Origin of the sequence: Prosthecodimorpha staleyi (assembly GCF_018729455.1) — a bacterium.
In the GTDB taxonomy this organism is placed as follows: domain Bacteria; phylum Pseudomonadota; class Alphaproteobacteria; order Rhizobiales; family Ancalomicrobiaceae; genus Prosthecodimorpha; species Prosthecodimorpha staleyi.
The window spans coordinates 37,998-54,806 of the sequence record NZ_JAHHZF010000012.1; the positions used below are offsets into that span (position 1 = coordinate 37,998).

At 68.3% G+C, this 16,809-nt stretch carries 16 protein-coding genes; 12 read left to right on the forward strand and 4 right to left on the reverse strand.

The genetic code is table 11. The features are described from left to right. Positions 1 to 76: 76 nt before the first annotated feature. The 6 genes from KL771_RS21980 (at position 77) to KL771_RS22005 (ending at position 5,353) form a co-directional block, all read left to right on the forward strand. Positions 77 to 286, forward strand: a complete 210-nt coding sequence (locus KL771_RS21980) for a DUF4287 domain-containing protein (protein WP_261970659.1) — start codon at positions 77 to 79, stop codon at positions 284 to 286. Positions 287 to 428: 142 nt separating this feature from the next. Then, complete coding sequence (locus tag KL771_RS21985) at positions 429 to 1,244, forward strand: hypothetical protein (RefSeq protein ID WP_261970660.1); 816 nt, start codon at positions 429 to 431, stop codon at positions 1,242 to 1,244. 153 nt (positions 1,245 to 1,397) lie between these two features. Further along, complete coding sequence (locus tag KL771_RS21990) at positions 1,398 to 2,099, forward strand: corrinoid protein (protein WP_261970661.1); 702 nt, start codon at positions 1,398 to 1,400, stop codon at positions 2,097 to 2,099. Positions 2,100 to 2,276: 177 nt separating this feature from the next. Continuing rightward, entirely contained in the window at positions 2,277 to 3,110 is an 834-nt protein-coding gene (locus KL771_RS21995; RefSeq protein ID WP_261970662.1) for a DUF1638 domain-containing protein, read from the forward strand. Between the two features lie 88 nt (positions 3,111 to 3,198). Continuing rightward, complete coding sequence (locus KL771_RS22000; protein WP_261970663.1) at positions 3,199 to 4,089, forward strand: DMT family transporter; 891 nt, start codon at positions 3,199 to 3,201, stop codon at positions 4,087 to 4,089. Positions 4,090 to 4,165: 76 nt separating this feature from the next. Then, on the forward strand, positions 4,166 to 5,353 hold the full coding sequence (locus KL771_RS22005) for a hypothetical protein (RefSeq protein ID WP_261970664.1): 1,188 nt from the start codon (positions 4,166 to 4,168) through the stop codon (positions 5,351 to 5,353). A gap of 22 nt (positions 5,354 to 5,375) precedes the next feature. Here KL771_RS22005 and betA read toward each other — a convergent pair whose 3' ends face one another. Genes betA through betI form a run of 3 tightly spaced genes read right to left on the reverse strand, consistent with a single transcriptional unit; the run spans position 5,376 to position 9,200 of the window. After that, positions 5,376 to 7,028, reverse strand: a complete 1,653-nt coding sequence (gene betA, locus KL771_RS22010; RefSeq protein WP_261970665.1) for a choline dehydrogenase — start codon at positions 7,026 to 7,028, stop codon at positions 5,376 to 5,378. 55 nt (positions 7,029 to 7,083) lie between these two features. Then, the gene (gene betB / locus KL771_RS22015; protein WP_261970666.1) at positions 7,084 to 8,550 is read right to left on the reverse strand and encodes a betaine-aldehyde dehydrogenase; all 1,467 of its coding nucleotides are present in this window, start codon (positions 8,548 to 8,550) and stop codon (positions 7,084 to 7,086) included. After that, the gene (gene betI / locus KL771_RS22020; protein ID WP_261970667.1) at positions 8,547 to 9,200 is read right to left on the reverse strand and encodes a choline-binding transcriptional repressor BetI; all 654 of its coding nucleotides are present in this window, start codon (positions 9,198 to 9,200) and stop codon (positions 8,547 to 8,549) included. The genes betB and betI overlap by 4 nt, the downstream gene beginning before the upstream one ends. A 446-nt stretch (positions 9,201 to 9,646) precedes the next feature. Here betI and KL771_RS22025 point away from each other — a divergent pair, with 446 nt between their 5' ends. The 3 genes from KL771_RS22025 (at position 9,647) to choV (ending at position 13,207) form a co-directional block, all read left to right on the forward strand. Continuing rightward, complete coding sequence (locus KL771_RS22025) at positions 9,647 to 10,597, forward strand: choline ABC transporter substrate-binding protein (RefSeq protein WP_261970668.1); 951 nt, start codon at positions 9,647 to 9,649, stop codon at positions 10,595 to 10,597. Positions 10,598 to 11,159: 562 nt separating this feature from the next. Continuing rightward, a complete protein-coding gene (gene choW / locus KL771_RS22030) occupies positions 11,160 to 12,011 on the forward strand; it encodes a choline ABC transporter permease subunit (RefSeq protein ID WP_261970669.1) in 852 nt (283 codons plus the stop codon). Continuing rightward, a complete protein-coding gene (choV, locus tag KL771_RS22035) occupies positions 12,008 to 13,207 on the forward strand; it encodes a choline ABC transporter ATP-binding protein (RefSeq protein WP_261970670.1) in 1,200 nt (399 codons plus the stop codon). The genes choW and choV overlap by 4 nt, the downstream gene beginning before the upstream one ends. Before the next feature lie 28 nt (positions 13,208 to 13,235). Here choV and bmt read toward each other — a convergent pair whose 3' ends face one another. Then, a complete protein-coding gene (bmt, locus tag KL771_RS22040) occupies positions 13,236 to 14,237 on the reverse strand; it encodes a betaine--homocysteine S-methyltransferase (RefSeq protein ID WP_261970671.1) in 1,002 nt (333 codons plus the stop codon). A gap of 143 nt (positions 14,238 to 14,380) precedes the next feature. Between bmt and KL771_RS22045 the strand changes: the two genes are divergently transcribed. The 3 genes from KL771_RS22045 to KL771_RS22055 all read left to right on the forward strand — a co-directional run bounded on the left by KL771_RS22045 (position 14,381) and on the right by KL771_RS22055 (position 16,779). Further along, on the forward strand, positions 14,381 to 14,992 hold the full coding sequence (locus KL771_RS22045; RefSeq protein WP_261970672.1) for a hypothetical protein: 612 nt from the start codon (positions 14,381 to 14,383) through the stop codon (positions 14,990 to 14,992). A 126-nt stretch (positions 14,993 to 15,118) separates the two neighbouring features. Then, a complete protein-coding gene (locus KL771_RS22050) occupies positions 15,119 to 15,685 on the forward strand; it encodes an isochorismatase family protein (RefSeq protein ID WP_261970673.1) in 567 nt (188 codons plus the stop codon). Beyond that, positions 15,682 to 16,779 carry a GlxA family transcriptional regulator gene (locus tag KL771_RS22055; protein WP_261970674.1) on the forward strand — a complete coding sequence of 366 codons (1,098 nt, stop codon included), beginning with the start codon at positions 15,682 to 15,684 and terminating at the stop codon, positions 16,777 to 16,779. Before KL771_RS22050 ends, KL771_RS22055 begins: the two co-directional genes overlap by 4 nt. The last annotated feature ends 30 nt before the right edge of the window (positions 16,780 to 16,809 follow it).

The following is a 16,809-nucleotide window of genomic DNA, read 5'->3' on the forward strand; positions in this document are numbered from 1 at the left end:
CTGCGGCCCGGGCGTCCCCCTTTCCCTATTCGGGGATCGCATTGACTTCGGCGGCGGGCGGCCTTTTCATCTCCGGATGACCGAGACGATCAAAGGCCCTGCCTCGTATTTCCCGTCGATCGAGAAGAAATACGGCCGCCCGATCGCCGAATGGAAAGCCGTGGTCCGGGCCGCCTGTCCGGCCCGTCACATGGACCTCGTCGCCATGCTGAAGGACCAGCACGGCATGGGTCACGGCCACGCCAACGCGATCGTCGCGCACACTCTGGCCGAAGACAAAGCCTGATCGCGCGACACCGGAAAGCGTATCGCGCCGCCAAGGCCCCCGATCGGCCGGTTTCGGTGGGTTTGGCGCGACTTTACAGAATTCGTTAACCATACTGGAACGGTCCGGCGTCAAACTCCGCGGGGACTCGGAGTGATACGCCATGCTCGCCCTTGCCGGCACGTCCGCATCCACCATCAACCTGACCGCCTCGCTCTTCGCTTCGGGCGGCAGCATCGGCGCATCGGCGACAGGCGGCGGCCGATCGTCCGGCGCCAGCGCGCAGGCGGCCGTGGAGATCTCCGTCACCCGATCCAGCACGTCGACCCTCGCGATCAGCGCGCCGACGCCGCGGGATACCCTGGCAGGCGGACTGAAGTCGCTCGACGCCTCGCTCGACCATCTTCTCGCCAAGGACGGCGACGCTCAGGGCAGCGAGACGCTCGACCGCCTGCAATTCCTGCTCGACAGCCTGCAGATGATCCTGAAGGACCGGGACCTGTCGTCCTCGGACAAGATCGCCATGTTCGGCTATCTCTCCGACGTGGCGACCGGCAAGGCGCCCCCGGACGAGGCCAAGGCGGCCTTCGGCAAGGCGATGAGCGGGGTCGCGGATCGGGCGAACCTGCCGCCTGACCGGGCGGCCGACTATCGCACCCTGCTCGGCACCTTCGCGACGCTGCCCGAAACGCCGGCCGCCGCATCCGCCGAAGGAGTCGTCGCCACCGTCTCGCGGGCCGAGAGCCTGTCGGTCTCCATCAAGGGCACCTTCGAGGTGATGACCGACAAGGGCAGCATGACCGCCGAATTCGAGTTCAGCCAGGAGATGGTCGCCGGCTTCTCGGCCGCGATCGGCGACGGCGAGGCGGAGATCGCCGCCCTCTCGGCCTCGCGCTCGACCCTTTCGCTCCACATCTCGGCCACATCCGCCTATCGTGGCGGCGCGAATGCGGGGTCGTCCTGCGACAAGGCAGCGTGAAGGCCCGCCAAGGTTCCACCATGTCGTTCCGCCGACAGTGACGGTCCGGGAGACGATAGCCCGGCACGACGCGGCGAGGCAGCCTCATGGCTGGAAACCTGCCGCTGCGGCGCCGCTTCCTGCGCCCTCTATCCCCCTGAGGATCCGACCGAAATGGCCGACGACGATCTCGATCTGAATGCGCTCTCCGACGACGAACTCGTCGAGCAGATGTGGGACGACCTCTATGACGGCCTCGCCGCCGAGATCGAGGACAGCGTCAACATCCTGCTCGGGCGCGGCTGGACGCCCTACGACATCCTGACCAAGGCGTTGGTCGAGGGCATGCGCATCGTCGGCGTCGACTTCCGGGACGGCATCCTGTTCGTGCCGGAAGTGCTGATGTCGGCCAATGCGATGAAGGCCGGGATGGCCATCCTGCGGCCGCTGCTCGCGGAGACCGGCGCGCCGAAGATCGGCAAGATGGTCATCGGCACCGTCAAGGGCGACATCCACGACATCGGCAAGAACCTCGTCTGCATGATGATGGAAGGCGCCGGCTTCGAGGTGATCGACCTCGGCATCAACAATCCGGTCGAGAACTACCTGAAGGCGATCGACGAGCATCAGCCGGACATTCTCGGCATGTCGGCGCTGCTGACGACGACCATGCCCTATATGAAGGTGGTCATCGACACGATGCGCGAGAAGGGTATCCGCAACGACCATGTCGTGCTGGTTGGCGGCGCCCCGCTCAACGAGGCCTTCGCCGAGGCGATCGGCGCGGACGCCTATTGCCGCGACGCGGCCATTGCGGTCGAGACCGCCAAGACCTGGATGGCCCGGCGCCAGGGCTCGGTGCAGGCGCGCGGCTGATCTGGCGGTCGAAATCTGACATTTGCGTGCCGCAAATGTCAGATCGAATTGGCCACGCAATCAAGAATGTGAGCGGTTCGGAACAACGAGACGGGTGGGGACCATCCGTCTCGATCGAACCACTGGACCGGCGGCACCCCCGGTTGCCGCCTTCGCCGCCCGGACGGACCGAACCTCATGACGGACGACGGCGACGACGATCGCAAACCCCAGGACGGCGCTACCGGTGCCGGACGCGCCACGCCCGGCCGTCGCCGCGGCGGCCGGGCGGCCGCGATGGAACGGGCGGCCCGGACCGTCTCTCCGGCCTGGCCGACGACAACCACCGACGCCCCCGCCGGGGCCCCCGGCCGGGACATGGCGGTCTCGGTCACGGCCGCTTGCAAACCCGGCCCAACCGCCCGACCGGCCGTCGACCGGTCCGCTCGCACCCTGGTGATCGGCTGCGGGGCCGTCGTCCGCGAGGTGATGGCGGCGCTGCGGCTCGCCGGCCTCGACCATGTCGATGTCGTCGGCATCCCGGCCAAGCTGCACAACCGCCCCGAAAAGATCGCCGACGCCGTCCGCTGCCGAATCGCGAGCGCGCGCATCCGCGACGGCTATGGCCGCATCCTGGTCGCCTATGGCGATTGCGGCACCGGCGGCGAACTCGACCGGATGCTCGCAGCCGAGGGCGTCGAGCGAATCGCGGGCGATCATTGCTACGCCTTCTTTGCCGGCATCGACGAATTCGCGGCCTTGCACGACGCCGATCCGGCGACCTTCTATCTGACCGACTATCTCGCCCGCCATTTCGACAGCCTGGTCTGGCGCGGGCTCGGTCTCGACCGGCATCCCGACCTGCTCTCCGCCTATTTCGGCAACTACACCCGGCTGATCTATCTGGCGCAGATGCCCGACGCGAATTTGGAGGCGGATGCGCGCGCCGCCGCCCGGCGCCTGGGTCTCGCCTTCGAGATGCGGACGACCGGGCTCGGCGGCCTTGTCGACTGGATCGCCGGCGCCGCCTGAACGGGAACCTGCGCCCTGCCCGTCGACAACCATCCCGCCGGCGGCGAATTCGATTGTCCCAACCGGCTCCCGCCGATATGTCCTGCCGATGCGCCGCTCCACCGCCAACCTGATGCTTCTCGCCTGTGCCGCCATCTGGGGCACCGCCTTCGTGGCCCAATCGGTCGCCATGAAGACGCTGGATCCCTTCTGGTTCAGCGGATTGCGCTTCCTGATCGCCGCGGTGGCGCTGGCCCCCTTCGCGGCGGCGGAGCGGCGGCGCGCGCAGCAGCCGTATCCGCGTCGCCTCGTCGGCACGGTCGTGGCGATCTGCCTGGTGATGTTCGCCGCCTCGGCCCTCCAGCAGGTGGCGATGGTGTCGGCAACGGCCACCAATGCCGGCTTCCTGACCAGCCTCTACGTGCTCTTCACCCCGATCGTGGGCTGGCTGCTCTATCGGGACCGGCCGCGGCCGATCGTCTGGGTCGGCGCCGCGGTCGGCCTGTCCGGCACGTGGCTGCTCGGCGGCGGTCTATCCGGCTTCACCCGCGGCGACGGCATGATCGTGGTGACGGCAATCGGCTGGGCGGCGCTGATCGTCCTGATCGGGCGGGTGGTCCAGGCGGCCGGCCGGCCGGTCGGGCTGGCCTTCGTGCAGAGCCTCTTCACCGGGCTCGCCTGCGTGGCGATCGCGATACCCACGGCGCCGATCAGTCTGGACGCCGTCCGCGACGCCGTCTGGCCGCTGCTCTATGGCGGCCTGCTGTCCGGCGGGCTCGCCTATACGCTGCAGGCGCTGGCGCAGCGGCATACCAAAGCTTCGGATGCCGCGATCGTCTTTGCCGCGGAGGCGCCCTTCGCGGCCATCGGCGGCGCCCTCCTGCTCGGCGAAAGGCTGACCCCGGCCGCCATGGTGGGCTGCCTGTTGATCTTCGGTGCCATCCTGCTGGTGCAGCTCTGGCCGCAACCGCAAGACCGCGGCGTCGCGGCAACACCTTGATCAACTCCCACCCAACTGGATCGTTTCCAAACTTGTCTGGATTGAAGGAACAATGTCAGCCTTCTAGGCTGTCTCCATGCCCCGAACACTCTACCTGCATATCGGCATGCCGAAGACCGGATCGACCTCGATCCAGGAGTCGTTCGACGCCCACCGCGCCGAACTGCTGGCGGCAGGCATCAACTATCTCGATTTCGGACCGAGCCATTCCAAGGTTTTTCTGGCGCTGTTCTCGCCGAAGAAGATGAAACTGCGGACGAGGGTCACCAAGCATCTCGGTGCGGACACCGCGATGACCGACTACTCTCTCGACGATCTCGAACAGGCATTCACGACACAGCTGACGCTTCCGGGCGCTGGGATCACGATCGCCTCCGGCGAGATGCTGTTCCGGTTCTCCAAGGCCCAGTGCCGCGACCTGCATCGTTTCCTGGCGCCGCATTTCGATACGATCCGGGTCGTCGCCTACCTGCGCGAACCCCTCAGCCTTGCCAACAGCCGCGCCCAGCAGAACGTCAAGGGCGCCCGCGGCACCCTCGCCGAGATGGCCGACCCGGCCGCGATCCGGACCGGCCGCAGCCCGCTGGTGCCGCATTACCGCGAGCATCTCGAAACCTGGGCGTCCGTCTTCGGCCGGGATGCCATGATCCTGCGTGAATTCAACCGGGCACAATTCGTCGGCGGCGACCTGCTGGTCGACTTCTGCCATGTGGTCGGCGTGCCGGACGCCATGCACCAGGCGCTTGCGGGGATCTGGACGAAGACCGCCCGCAATGCCGAGTCGATCCTGATCCTCGACAGCTATCTGAGGCGCAGCCGTGAAGGCCGCCGTCCGGCCTTCGCCCCCCTGCGCGACCGCCTCGAAGATGTTCCCGGCTCGCACTTCTCGCTACCCGAACCGGTACTGCGGGCGGTGATGCAGGCGGTCGAGGAGGACGTGGCCTGGCTGCGCAAGGAAACCGGGCAACCCTTCTTCTCCGACACCGACCCTGGTAAAATCGCCAGCGCGGCGGCGTGGAGTGAAGAGACGCGCGCGGCGCTCGCCGGGATTCTGGGAGGACCGGTCGCCCCGATCGACAGTTCCGATCCGGTCGCCGCCCAGGCCGCGATCGACCGGCTGACCGATCAACTGGCCGCCACCGTCGGGCCGAGCCGCAAGGCGGGCAGCAAATATGATCGCGGTCGCCTCGGCCCGGCTTTGGAACGGATCGGCAACCTTGCCCGATTTGTCCTGCGCCGCCTGAGGCGAGCGGTCCGCCGCTGAACGGCAAGCGCCGCGCGCGGCGTCAGCGCTGCCGGCTTGCCCATTCCGGATGGATGAAATACGGCGCGTTCGAGCGCGGCAGCGGCGTCCGGCCGAGCACATGGTCGGCGATCTTCTCGCCGATCATGATGGTCGGCGCATTGAGATTGCCGGTCGTGATCGAGGGCATGATCGAACTGTCGGCGACCCGGAGGCCGTCGACGCCATAGACCCTCCCCTGCCCGTCCACCACCGCCTGGGGATCGTCGCGCCGCCCCATCCGGGCCGTGCAGGAGGGATGATAGGCGCTCTCGACATTGCGCATGATCCAGTCGTCGATCGACGCGTCGGAGGTCACGTCGGCGCCGGGCTGGATCTCCTCGGCGCGCCAGCGGGCGAAAGCCGGCTGGGCGAACAATTCCCGCGTCAGCCGCACGCAGGCACGCATCTCCTCCCAGTCGTCGGGATGGCTCATATAGTTGAACAGGATCGACGGCTTGTCCTGCGGATTGGCGCTTTTCAGGCGGACATGGCCGCGCGATTTGGAGCGCATCGGCCCGACATGGGCCTGGAAGCCGTGGCGGTCGACATGGGCGGCGCCGTCGTAGCGCACCGCGGCGGGCAGGAAGTGATACTGGATGTCCGGATAGCGGATGCCGGCGCGCGAGCGGATGAAGCCGCAGGTCTCGAAATGATTGGTCGCGCCGAGCCCGTCGCGGCGCAGGATCCAGCGCATGCCGATGAGCGCCTTGGCGAGCGGATTCATGTGCGAATAGAGCGTGACCGGTTCGCGCGCGGCGACCTGGAAATAGAATTCCAGATGGTCTTGCAGGTTCTCGCCGACGCCCGGCCGGTCGGCCAAGAGTGGAATGCCGAGACGGCCGAGTTCCGCCCCCGGCCCGATCCCAGACAGCTTCAGGAGTTGGGGCGAGCCGATCGAACCGGCCGACAGGATCACCTCGCGCCGCGCCCGGATGGTCTCGCGCGCCCCGCCGCGCTCGATCTCGACGCCGACCGCGCGGCCGGCCTCGAACACGACGCGCGTGACCAGCACGTCGGTCATCACCGCCAGGTTCTTCCGTTTCAGGGCGGGCTTCAGATAGGCATTGGCGGTCGACCAGCGCCGGCCGCGATGGACGGTCATGTCCATGCGGCCGAAGCCCTCCTGCCGGTAGCCGTTGACGTCGTCGGTCTCCGCATAGCCGGCCTCGCGGCCCGCCTCGACGAAGGCGCGGTAGAGCGGGTTCTTCAGCGTGCCGTAGGAGGTGTTCAGCGGGCCGGACCCGCCGCGATACTCGGTTTCGCCCGCCGCGCGGGTCTCGGCGCGCTTGAAATAGGGCAGCACGTCCGCATAGGACCAGCCATCGGCGCCCTCTTCCGCCCAACGATCGAAATCGGCCGGGTTGCCGCGGATATAGACCATGCCGTTGATCGACGACGATCCGCCGATGACCTTGCCGCGCGGCACATGCAGGTGGCGGCCGCCGAGATGCGGCTCGGCCTCGGTCTCGTAGAACCAGTTGTAGCGCGGCTGGTTCATCGGGATCGACAGCGCGGTCGGCATCTGGATGAAGATCGAGCCGTCCCAGCCGCCCCGTTCCAGCACAATCGCGCTGTGGCGGCCATCCTCGGTCAGGCGGGCGGCGAGGACCGAACCGGCCGATCCCGAACCGACGATGACGAAATCGAACTCCATGGACGGCATCCCGGACGTTTGAAGCGGTTTGTCGACGGCTGGACCGGTCGACCGCTCAATAGGGGCTTTCGACATCGGCGAGCGCGACATAGACGCTCTTCGCCTGGGTGTAGTGCTCGACCGCGGCGCGCGAATTCTCGCGACCGAGGCCGGATAGCTTGACGCCGCCGAAGGGCAGTTCGATCGGCGTGACGTTGTAGTGGTTGATCCAGCAGGTGCCGGCTTCGAGCGCCGCGACGACGCGGTGGCCGCGGGTCAAGTCGCGCGTGAAGACGCCGGCGGCGAGGCCAAACTCGGTCGCGTTGGCGCGCTCGACCACCTCGTCCTCGTCGTCGAATTCGAGCACGGTCATGACCGGCCCGAAGATCTCCTCGCGCACGATCGCCATCCCGTCCTGGCAGCCGTCGAACACGGTCGGGGCGACGAAGAAGCCGCGGTCGAGCCCGTCGCAGGTGACGCGCTCGCCGCCGGTCAGCAGGCGCGCGCCTTCAGCGCGACCCTTTTCGATATAGCCGAGCACCTTGTCCATGTGCTCGGCCGAGATCAGCGCGCCGACATGGCTCGCCGGGTCGAGCGGATCGCCGACCACCATGCGCTCGACGCGCGCCTTGAGCCGGGCCAGGAACTCGGCCTTGACGGTGCGATGCACGAAGACGCGCGTGCCGTTGGAGCAGACCTCGCCGGCCGAATAGAAATTGCCGAGCAGGGCCCCGCCGACCGCATTGTCCAGGTTGGCGTCGTCGAAGACCAGGATCGGCGACTTGCCGCCGAGTTCGAGCGTGACATGCTTCAGGGTGGCGGCCGCATCGGCCATGACGCGCTTGCCGGTGCCGACCTCGCCGGTCAGCGACACCTTGCGGATGCGCGGATGGGCGACCAGGGCCCGGCCGGTGCGGGCATCGCCCTGCACGACGTTGAAGACACCCGCCGGCAGGCCGGCCTCGACGAAGATCTCGGCGAGCCTCGCGGCCGACAGCGGTGTCAGTTCGGCCGGCTTGAACACCATCGCGTTGCCGCAGGCGAGTGCCGGAGCGGCCTTCCAGCAGGCGATCTGCAGCGGATAGTTCCAGGCGCCGATGCCGGCGACCACGCCGAGCGGCTCGCGCCGGACATAGCCGAAGGCGGAGGGTCCGAGATCGACCTGCTCGCCGGTCAGGGTTGCGGCGATCGCGGCGAAATAGTCGAGGCAGTCGGCGCCGGACAGCACGTCGACGACGCTGGTCTCCTGGATCGGCTTGCCGGTGTCGCGGGTCTCCAGTTCGGCCAGTTCCGCGTTGCGGGCGCGCAGGATATCGGCAGTCCGGCGCAGGATGCGGGCGCGTTCGGCGCCGGTCATGCGCGACCAGACCTTGAAGCCGGCTTCCGCGGCCACGACCGCCGCCTCGACCTCGTCGGGCCCGGCCGTCTCGATCTCCGCGAGCAACTCCCCGCGCGCCGGATCGCGGCTCTGGAAACGCTCGCCCGACGCGGTCGAGACATAGGCGCCGCCGATATGGTTGCAGACCAGGGGGAAGCGGGTCATGGGCGTGTCCTTGGCGGTGCGGGCGCAACGAGGGCGAGAGCGAGCAGCGCGAGTTGGGCATCGACGAAGGCGGAGACGGTCGCCCGTGCGGCCGCGCTGTCGAGGGGGCGGTCGGACAGCGTGGCGCGCAGCCAGACGCCGTCGATCATCGCCGCCGTCGCCTCGGCGAGGCGCTGCGCGGCATCCGGCCCGGCAAAGCCTCGAAAGCCGGCCTTCAGGTTGGAGATCATGCGCCGCTCGTAGACCCGCTGCACGCGCCGGAAGCGCGGCATGACGGTGACCTCGCCCCAGAAGGCGAGCCACACGGTGGCGATGCGCCGTTCGAACTGGCATTCGCCCAGATTGGCGTCGATCACCGCCTGGATGCGCGCGCGCGGCGAGCGAGCAGCCCTCAACCCCTCCGACACCAAGGCACCGAGCCCGGCCGCGAGATGGCGCAGCGTCGCTTCCAGAAGGCCACCCTTGTCGGTGAAGTAGAAGGCGACCAGCCCGGTCGAGATGCCGGCACGGCCGGCGATGCCGGCCAGCGTCGTCTGCGCGAAGCCGACCGCCGCGATCTCGTCGATCGTCGCCTCGATGATCTGGCGGCGGCGCCCGTCCTCGGCCTCGGGCGTTCGGGCGCGGACGATGCGGCGGGCGGTCTGCGGCAAGGGCGGTCTCGCATTCGAGGGGGTTTGCTGAACGTGCGTTCAATCTATCGCATGTCGCATCGAGGACAAGCGCGAGCGCGACATCCTATGACGCATGGCGACCAGACGTGAGCACGGTGACGGCACCCGATCGGCGGACCGGCGCCCATTTTCGGTTACCGTCGGAATGATCTGCAATATTGGCGGCGACCGCGCGAAAACGGGATGCCCGAAGGCTGCCCCAAAGGACCGGAATGCTTTGCCGGCCTTGACGTGAATTCGCCTGATTCCGTCGCTTTCAGACATCTGAGGCTTCATTGATCAGGTGTTCAATCGATTGTTCCCGGTGGGACGATCGGGAACGATTGGGATATGGTCGGGCATCCCCATTACCGATACGGTATCGGGGGCCGGCTCCCGCGGATGCCGCTGGCGGCGGGGCCGGTCGTTCGGGAGGAGTGAGATCCATGCAATCCAAGCGTTTCGTCGCCGGCGCCGCCCTGGCATTCGGCCTTGCCTTTTTTGCCGGCAGTGCGGCAGCCGCGGAGCCCGCAAGCTGCAAGACCGTCCGCTTCTCCGACGTCGGCTGGACCGACATCACGGCCACGACCGGCCTGGCCTCGCGCGTTCTGACCGGCCTCGGCTACACGCCGAAATCGGAGGTCTTGACCGTCCCGGTGACCTATCAGTCGCTGAAGAACAAGGACATCGACGTATTCCTTGGCAACTGGATGCCGTCGATGGAGGCGGACCGGAAGCCCTTCGTCGAGGACAAGTCGGTCGAGGTCCTCGAGGCCAATCTCGAGGGCGCCAAGTACACCCTCGCCGTCCTGCAGCCGACCTATGATGCCGGCCTGAAGACCTTCAACGACATCGCGAAGTTCAAGGACAAGCTGAAGGGCAAGATCGTCGGCATCGAGGCCGGTAACGACGGCAACCGCCTGATCCTCGACATGATCAAGGACGACAAGTTCGGCCTGAAGACCTTCCAGCTGGTGGAATCGTCTGAGCAGGGCATGATCGCCGAGGTCGAGCGCGCATCCAAGCGCAAGGATCACGTCGTGTTCCTGGGCTGGGAGCCGCACCCGATGAACACCAAGTTCAAGATGAAGTATCTGGAAGGCGGCGACGACGTGTTCGGCCCGAATCTGGGCGGCGCCACCATCTACACCAACGTCCGCGCCGGCTACCTGGCCGAATGCCCGAACGTCGCCCAGCTGCTCAAGAACCTCAAGTTCTCGCTCAAGATGGAGAACGAGGTGATGGGCCTGATCTTGGACGGCGGCCTCGACGGCAGCAAGGCCGGCGAGAAGTGGCTGAAGTCGAACCCCAAGGTGCTCGACGACTGGCTGAAGAACGTCTCCACCCTCGACGGCAAGCCCGGCCTCCCCGCCGTCAAGAAGAGCCTCGGCCTCTGACCTGACCGCGCGCGCCCCGCGGCAAAGGCCGCGGGGCCTTCTCCCTAAGCCGGGTGGGTGCTGGACCGGAAGCTCTGTCGGCCTCGCAGCATCGCACCCCTCATCCGCCCTTCAGGCACCTTCTCCCTCAAGGGGAGAAGGCGAAGGTGCCGGGGGATCGAAGGGGCAGGATCCGGTGGATCGTAGGGAGAGGAACCGGGGAATCGGGAACGCGGTGAGTAGCACCTCACAGCCCTGGCTCGATCCCGCAACCTCCCCTTCTCCCCCTGGAGGGGGAGAAGGTGGCCGAAGGCCGGATGAGGGGGTGGATCGCGCGGATGTCCGCAGGATCTTCCGTCCGAGTCCGGTCCGAGGGGAACCGAAAGTCCACAACGGGTTGCCGCATCGCGACCCCTCATCCGCCCTTCGGGCACCTTCTCCCGCAAGGGGAGAAGGGGAAGGATCCGGGGGATTGGGAGCGGCCGGATTTCGACGTTCTCGCCTTCCGCCGTGACCGGCGGGGGCGGTCTTTCCAGTCATTGGGAGGCCGGCGGTGGCGCCGGCGACCGCGGGGGGCTTCGGCATGGAAGAGTGGTTGACGGCTTGGAAACTGCCCTTCGGGGCCTGGATGAAGGTCGTCATCGACTTCATCCAGGATAATTTCGGGACCGCGCTCGACGGCATCACCGACACGATGAAGTTCATCATCGAGGGCACCACCTGGGTGTTCCTGCTCCTGCCGCCCCTGGCCATGATCGCCCTCGTCGCCGCCCTGGTCTGGTGGCTGCACCGCAAGGTGTCGCTGACCGTCGGCGTCGCCGCCGCGCTCCTGCTGATCGCCAATCTCGGCTACTGGGAAGCGCTGATGGAGACCGTGTCGCTGGTCGGCTATGCGACGCTGTTTTCGGTCGTCATCGGCGTGCCGCTCGGCGTCGCCGCCGGGCACCGTCCCTGGCTCTATGACGCCATGCGGCCCGTCCTCGACCTGATGCAGACCCTGCCGACCTTCGTCTACCTGATCCCGACGCTGGTCCTGTTCGGGCTGGGCGTGGTGCCGGGCATCATCTCGACCGTCATCTTCGCCGTGCCGGCGCCGATCCGGCTGACCTATCTCGGCATCACCTCCGTGCCGAAGCCGCTGCTCGAAGCCGGCCAGGCCTTCGGCGCCACCAGGCAGCAGCTGCTCTGGAAGGTGGAACTGCCCTCGGCGCTGCCGACCATCATGACCGGCATCAATCAGTGCATCATGCTCAGCCTGTCGATGGTGGTGATCGCCGCCATGGTCGGCGCCGGCGGTCTCGGCAAGCCGGTGGTGCGCGCGCTGTCCAGCGTCAACATTCCGATGGGCTTCGAGGCGGGCCTCTCCATCGTGCTGCTCGCCATTATTCTCGACCGGGTGTGCAAGGCCCCCGAACGTAAGAGGGGGACGCCATGAGCGAGGGCGAGACCGCCATTTCGATCCGCAATGTCGATATCGTCTTCGCCCCGAACCCGGCCCCGGCCCTGAAGCTGCTCGACGAGGGCCGCAGCCGGGAGGAGATCCTCGCCGCCACCAATGCGGTGCTGGGCGCCGCCGGCGTGTCGCTGGAGGTCAAGCGCGGCGAGATCTGCGTGCTGATGGGCCTGTCCGGCTCCGGCAAGTCGACCATCCTGCGCGCGATCAACCGGCTGAACGAGGTCAGCCGCGGCGAGATCCTGGTCGCCGACGAAGGCCAGATGATCAATGTCGCCTCCTGCGAGGCCGAGACGCTGCGCCGGTTGCGCCAGCGGCGCGTCACCATGGTGTTCCAGCAATTCGCTCTGCTGCCCTGGCGGACGGTGCGCGAGAATGTCGGCTTCGGCCTGGAACTGCGCGGCATGACCAAGCCCGAGCGGGACGCGGTCGTCGACCAAAAGCTGGCCATGGTCGGCCTGTCGAAATGGGCCGACAAGTTCGCCAACGAACTGTCCGGCGGCATGCAGCAGCGCGTCGGCCTGGCCCGCGCCTTCGCGACCGATGCCGACATCCTCTTGATGGACGAGCCCTTCTCGGCGCTCGACCCGCTGATCCGCACCAAGCTGCAGGACGAGCTTCTGATCCTGCAGAAAGAGCTGAAGAAGACCATCGTCTTCGTCAGCCACGATCTCGACGAGGCGCTGAAGCTCGGCAACCACATCGCCATCATGGAGGGCGGCCGGGTCGTCCAGTACGGGCCACCGGAGGACATCATCCTCAAGCCGGTCAACGACTATGTCCGCGAGTTCGTCGCCAACGTGAACCCGCTCAACGTGCTGACGGCCTACAACGTCATGCGCGACGCCCGCGACCTGGAACCGGCCGGCGAAGGCTGGCTGTGGCTCGACCGCCGCCGCACCACGCGCTTCCGGCTCGGACCGGACCGCAAGGTCGTCCAGGCCGAGGCGATGGGCAGCGCGGCGACCTGGGTGGCAACCGAGGATGCCGGCAAGCCCTTCCCGGACGGCGCCCATGTCGCCTTCTGGGCGTGCCAGACGACGCCACTGCGCCATGTCATGCATGCCATGCAACGCGATGCCGGGCCGGTCGCAGTGTTCGATGCCGAGGACCATCTGGTCGGCGCCATCGGCGTGCGCGATGTGCTCGGCGCCGTGTTGCGGCGCGAACAGGGCTAAGTCAGGCCTCTGCGACCCGGTGCGGGCCTCACCCGCGCCGGCGACCGCCGCGGGCGCGGGTCTCGGCGCTCGGCGGCGGGCTCTGCAGCGGGCCGACGGCGGCCACGATCTCATCGAGGCTCGGACGGGCGCGGCGGATATGCTCGTCGACCGCCCGGCGCATGGCGGCGAGATGGCCCGACGAGGTGCCGCAGCAGCCGCCGACGATGCGGCAGCCGGTGTCGATCGCCAGCCGGGCATAGTCGGCCATCAGCTCCGGCGTGCCGGTATAGACGACCTTGTCGCCGTCGATGCGCGGGATGCCGCAATTGGCCTTGGCGACCACCGCCATCTCCGGATGGGCCTCGGTCATGGCGCCGACGGAGGCAAGCAGGTCGGAGGCGCCGACGCCGCAATTGGCGCCGACCGCGAGCGGGGCCTGCGCCAGGCCGGCGGCGAGGTCGGCCAATGCGGCCGGCGGCAGGCCCATCATGGTCCTCCCCGCCGTATCGAAACTCGCCGTCACGGTGAAGGGCAGCCCGACCCGGATCGCGGCCGCGGTCGCGGCGCGGATCTCCTCGGGTGCCGACATGGTCTCGATCCAGGCGACATCGGCGCCGCCGGCCTTCAGCCCCTCGATCTCCTCGGCAAAGACGTCGATCGCCTCTTCCTCGGTCATCGGCCCGAGCGGGGCGAAGAGATCGCCGGTCGGCCCGACCGAGCCGGCAACCACGACCGGGCGACCGGCCGCGTCGGCGACCTCGCGGGCGAGCCGGGCCGCCTTCTCGGCCAGTTCGCGCGTGCGTCCCTCGGCCTTGTGTAGGGCGAGGCGGCGGCGGTTGCAGCCGAAGCTGTTGGTCAGAATGATGTCGGCGCCGGCATCGACGAAGCCCTGATGCAGGGCGCGGATGCGATCGGGATGCAGGTCGTTCCAGAATTCCGGCGGATCGCCCGCCTCGAGCCCCATGGCGAAGAGATTGGTTCCGGTCGCGCCGTCGGCGAGCAGGACGGGACGCTCGGCGAGCAGGGCTTCGAGGCTGGAACGGGTCATCGCGGGGGGTGGTCCTTCGCCGATTGTGCAGCGCGGTGGTAACGGATCCGGCGCCGAGGTCAAGCCGCGGACGCAAGCCAGCTTGCCAGACCTGCCGGCAACCGCTTACCTGGGAGCGACGTTACGATATTTCGAGGGGTTGAATGGACGACCGGCAGCCGACGCATCGCGGATACGCCCTCCTGCGCCACATTGCGCGGGTGCCGCTGGTCATCCTGGTCGCGCTGTCCTTCCTGATCGACGATGTCGTCTTCGCAGCGATCCGACCGGTCTTTCGCCGGTTGGCCGAACTGCGTCTGTTCGCGCGCCTGGGCGCGGCAATCCATCGGCTGCCCCCCTATCCCACCCTGCTCCTGTTCCTGATCCCCTTTGCGGCGATCTGGCCGCCGAAGCTCTATGCCGTCTATCTGATGGCGACCGGCCATTTCTTCGCCGGGCTGGCGGTCTATCTGGCCCTCAAGGTGTTCGGCTTCATGGCCATCGAGCGCCTGTTTCATGTCACCCGCGACAAGCTGATGAGCATCGGCTGGTTCGCCTGGTGCTACCGCAAGGTGATGGGCTGGCGCGACTGGGCCTTCGGCATCGTCAAGGCGACGCGGGCCTGGCAGGTCGCGGCCGCCTTCGCGGCGGCCCTCAAGGCGCAACTGCGGGCCCTGCTCGGCCGGATTTGGGCGGCACTGGCGCCGCTTCTCGCTGCGGCGCGGGCCGCCGCCTTGCGCTTCTTCCGCTGGCTGAGTGCGCTCGCCGCCCGGTGATCCGGTCCCTCCCCCGTTCGCCGCGCCACGGTGGCGCGATCTGTCCGCTCTTCGTCCGTCGCCGTGCTTTCGGCTTTTCGCCCCACGGCTAGGCTCGTATCCATACTCGAACCGAGGGAGACGAGAATGTCCGACCTGAAGACCGCCCTGATCGTCATCGACGTGCAGGAGTCGTTCCGCCACCGCCCCTATTTCACGCCCGTCGGCCTCGACGCCTATCTGGAGCGCCAGCAGGCGCTGATCGACGGCGCCAAGGCTGCCGGCATCCCGGTCGTGCAGATCTTCCATATCGAGGATCAGGGCCCCTTCGCGCTCGCCTCCGGCCATGTCGTGCCGCTGGCGCCGCTCGCGATCGCGCCGGATGCCGTCTTCCACAAGCGCCGGCATTCGGCGCTGGTCGGCACCGGCCTCGATGTCTGGCTGACCAGCCACGGCATCGGCCGGCTGATCGTCTCCGGCATCCGCACCGAGCAGTGCTGCGAGACGACCACCCGGCACGCCTCCGATCTCGGCTTCAAGGTCGATTTCTGCACCGAGGCGACGCACAGCTTCCCGATGACCGATGCGGCGGGACGCGTCTGGAGCCCGGCCGAGATCGCCGCGCGCACCGAACTGGTGCTGGCCGGTCGCTTCGCCCGGATCGTCACCGTCGCCGAGGCGCTCGGCGCGCTACCCGCCCGGATCGCCGCATGACGGACGAGCAGGCACCCGCCACCACCAAAGCGCCGGCCGGACTCTCCGGCCTGACCGGGATCGTGCCGGTCGTCGCCGTGGTGCCGCCGCGGGTGCTGCTGCTCGATCTCGCCGGCCCGATCGAGGTGCTGCGCAAGGCCAATCTCGAACAGGAGGCGGTGCGCTTCGAGGTGACCTATGTGGCGCCGGGCGGAACGGCCGGCAGTTCCATCGGCTTGGACCTTGCCGGGCTTGCTCCCCTGCCCGACCGCCTCGCCCCCGGCACGATCCTGATCGTGCCGGGCAGCACCGAAGTGCCGCTCCGCGGCGTCCGGCCCGGCGAGGACCGGGACGGCGCCGCGGAACGTGAGATCGTGCGCTGGCTCGCCCGCGTGGCCAAACAGGCCGGCGTGGCCGCGCCAGGTGGCAGGACCGAACAGGCCGGTGCCGCGGACCCCGACGTGTTCGGCATCCGGCTGGTCTCGATCTGCTCAGGTGCGCTGCTTGCCGCCCGGGCCGGCCTCCTGGAAGGGCGCGACTGCACCACCCATCATGCCTGTCTCGACGAACTCGCCCGCCTCGCCCCGACCGCGCGGGTGCGCGAGAACCGGCTGTTCGTCGACGATGGCGACGTGCTGACCTCGGCCGGGATCACGGCCGGCATTGACCTGATGCTGCATCTGGTCGCCCGCATCGCCGGGCCGGCGGTGGCGCTGTCGGTCGCCCGCTATCTGGTCGTCTATCTGCGCCGCACCGGCCAGGACCCGCAGCTCTCGCCCTGGCTCGAAGGGCGCAACCACATCCATCCGGCGGTCCACCGCGCGCAGGATGCGGTCGCGGCCGAGCCGGCGCGCGACTGGTCGGTGGCGAGCCTCGCCCGCGTCGCCGGGACCAGCCCGCGGAACCTGTCGCGGCTCTTCAACGAACATGCCGGGTCGAGCGTGACCGACTATGTCAACCGCATCCGCCTGGCCCTCGCCCGCGACCTGCTGGCCGGCTCGCGCCTCGACATGGAGACCGTCGCCGAACGCGCCGGCTTCGGCTCGACCCGCCAACTGCGCCGCGCCTGGGGGCGGGTCCACGACGCGCCGCCGAGCCGGATGCGCGGCGAATAGGCCTGCCGGCCGGGGAGCGCGGCCGAAGCC

Coding starts and splice junctions, on each gene's coding strand:
- KL771_RS21980 (WP_261970659.1), top strand. CDS start 77: ATGACCGAGACGATCAAAGGCCCTGCCTCGTATTTCCCGTCGATCGAG.
- KL771_RS21985 (WP_261970660.1), top strand. CDS start 429: ATGCTCGCCCTTGCCGGCACGTCCGCATCCACCATCAACCTGACCGCC.
- KL771_RS21990 (WP_261970661.1), top strand. CDS start 1,398: ATGGCCGACGACGATCTCGATCTGAATGCGCTCTCCGACGACGAACTC.
- KL771_RS21995 (WP_261970662.1), top strand. CDS start 2,277: ATGACGGACGACGGCGACGACGATCGCAAACCCCAGGACGGCGCTACC.
- KL771_RS22000 (WP_261970663.1), top strand. CDS start 3,199: ATGCGCCGCTCCACCGCCAACCTGATGCTTCTCGCCTGTGCCGCCATC.
- KL771_RS22005 (WP_261970664.1), top strand. CDS start 4,166: ATGCCCCGAACACTCTACCTGCATATCGGCATGCCGAAGACCGGATCG.
- betA (WP_261970665.1), bottom strand. CDS start 7,028: ATGGAGTTCGATTTCGTCATCGTCGGTTCGGGATCGGCCGGTTCGGTC.
- betB (WP_261970666.1), bottom strand. CDS start 8,550: ATGACCCGCTTCCCCCTGGTCTGCAACCATATCGGCGGCGCCTATGTC.
- KL771_RS22025 (WP_261970668.1), top strand. CDS start 9,647: ATGCAATCCAAGCGTTTCGTCGCCGGCGCCGCCCTGGCATTCGGCCTT.
- choW (WP_261970669.1), top strand. CDS start 11,160: ATGGAAGAGTGGTTGACGGCTTGGAAACTGCCCTTCGGGGCCTGGATG.
- choV (WP_261970670.1), top strand. CDS start 12,008: ATGAGCGAGGGCGAGACCGCCATTTCGATCCGCAATGTCGATATCGTC.
- bmt (WP_261970671.1), bottom strand. CDS start 14,237: ATGACCCGTTCCAGCCTCGAAGCCCTGCTCGCCGAGCGTCCCGTCCTG.
- KL771_RS22045 (WP_261970672.1), top strand. CDS start 14,381: ATGGACGACCGGCAGCCGACGCATCGCGGATACGCCCTCCTGCGCCAC.
- KL771_RS22050 (WP_261970673.1), top strand. CDS start 15,119: ATGTCCGACCTGAAGACCGCCCTGATCGTCATCGACGTGCAGGAGTCG.
- KL771_RS22055 (WP_261970674.1), top strand. CDS start 15,682: ATGACGGACGAGCAGGCACCCGCCACCACCAAAGCGCCGGCCGGACTC.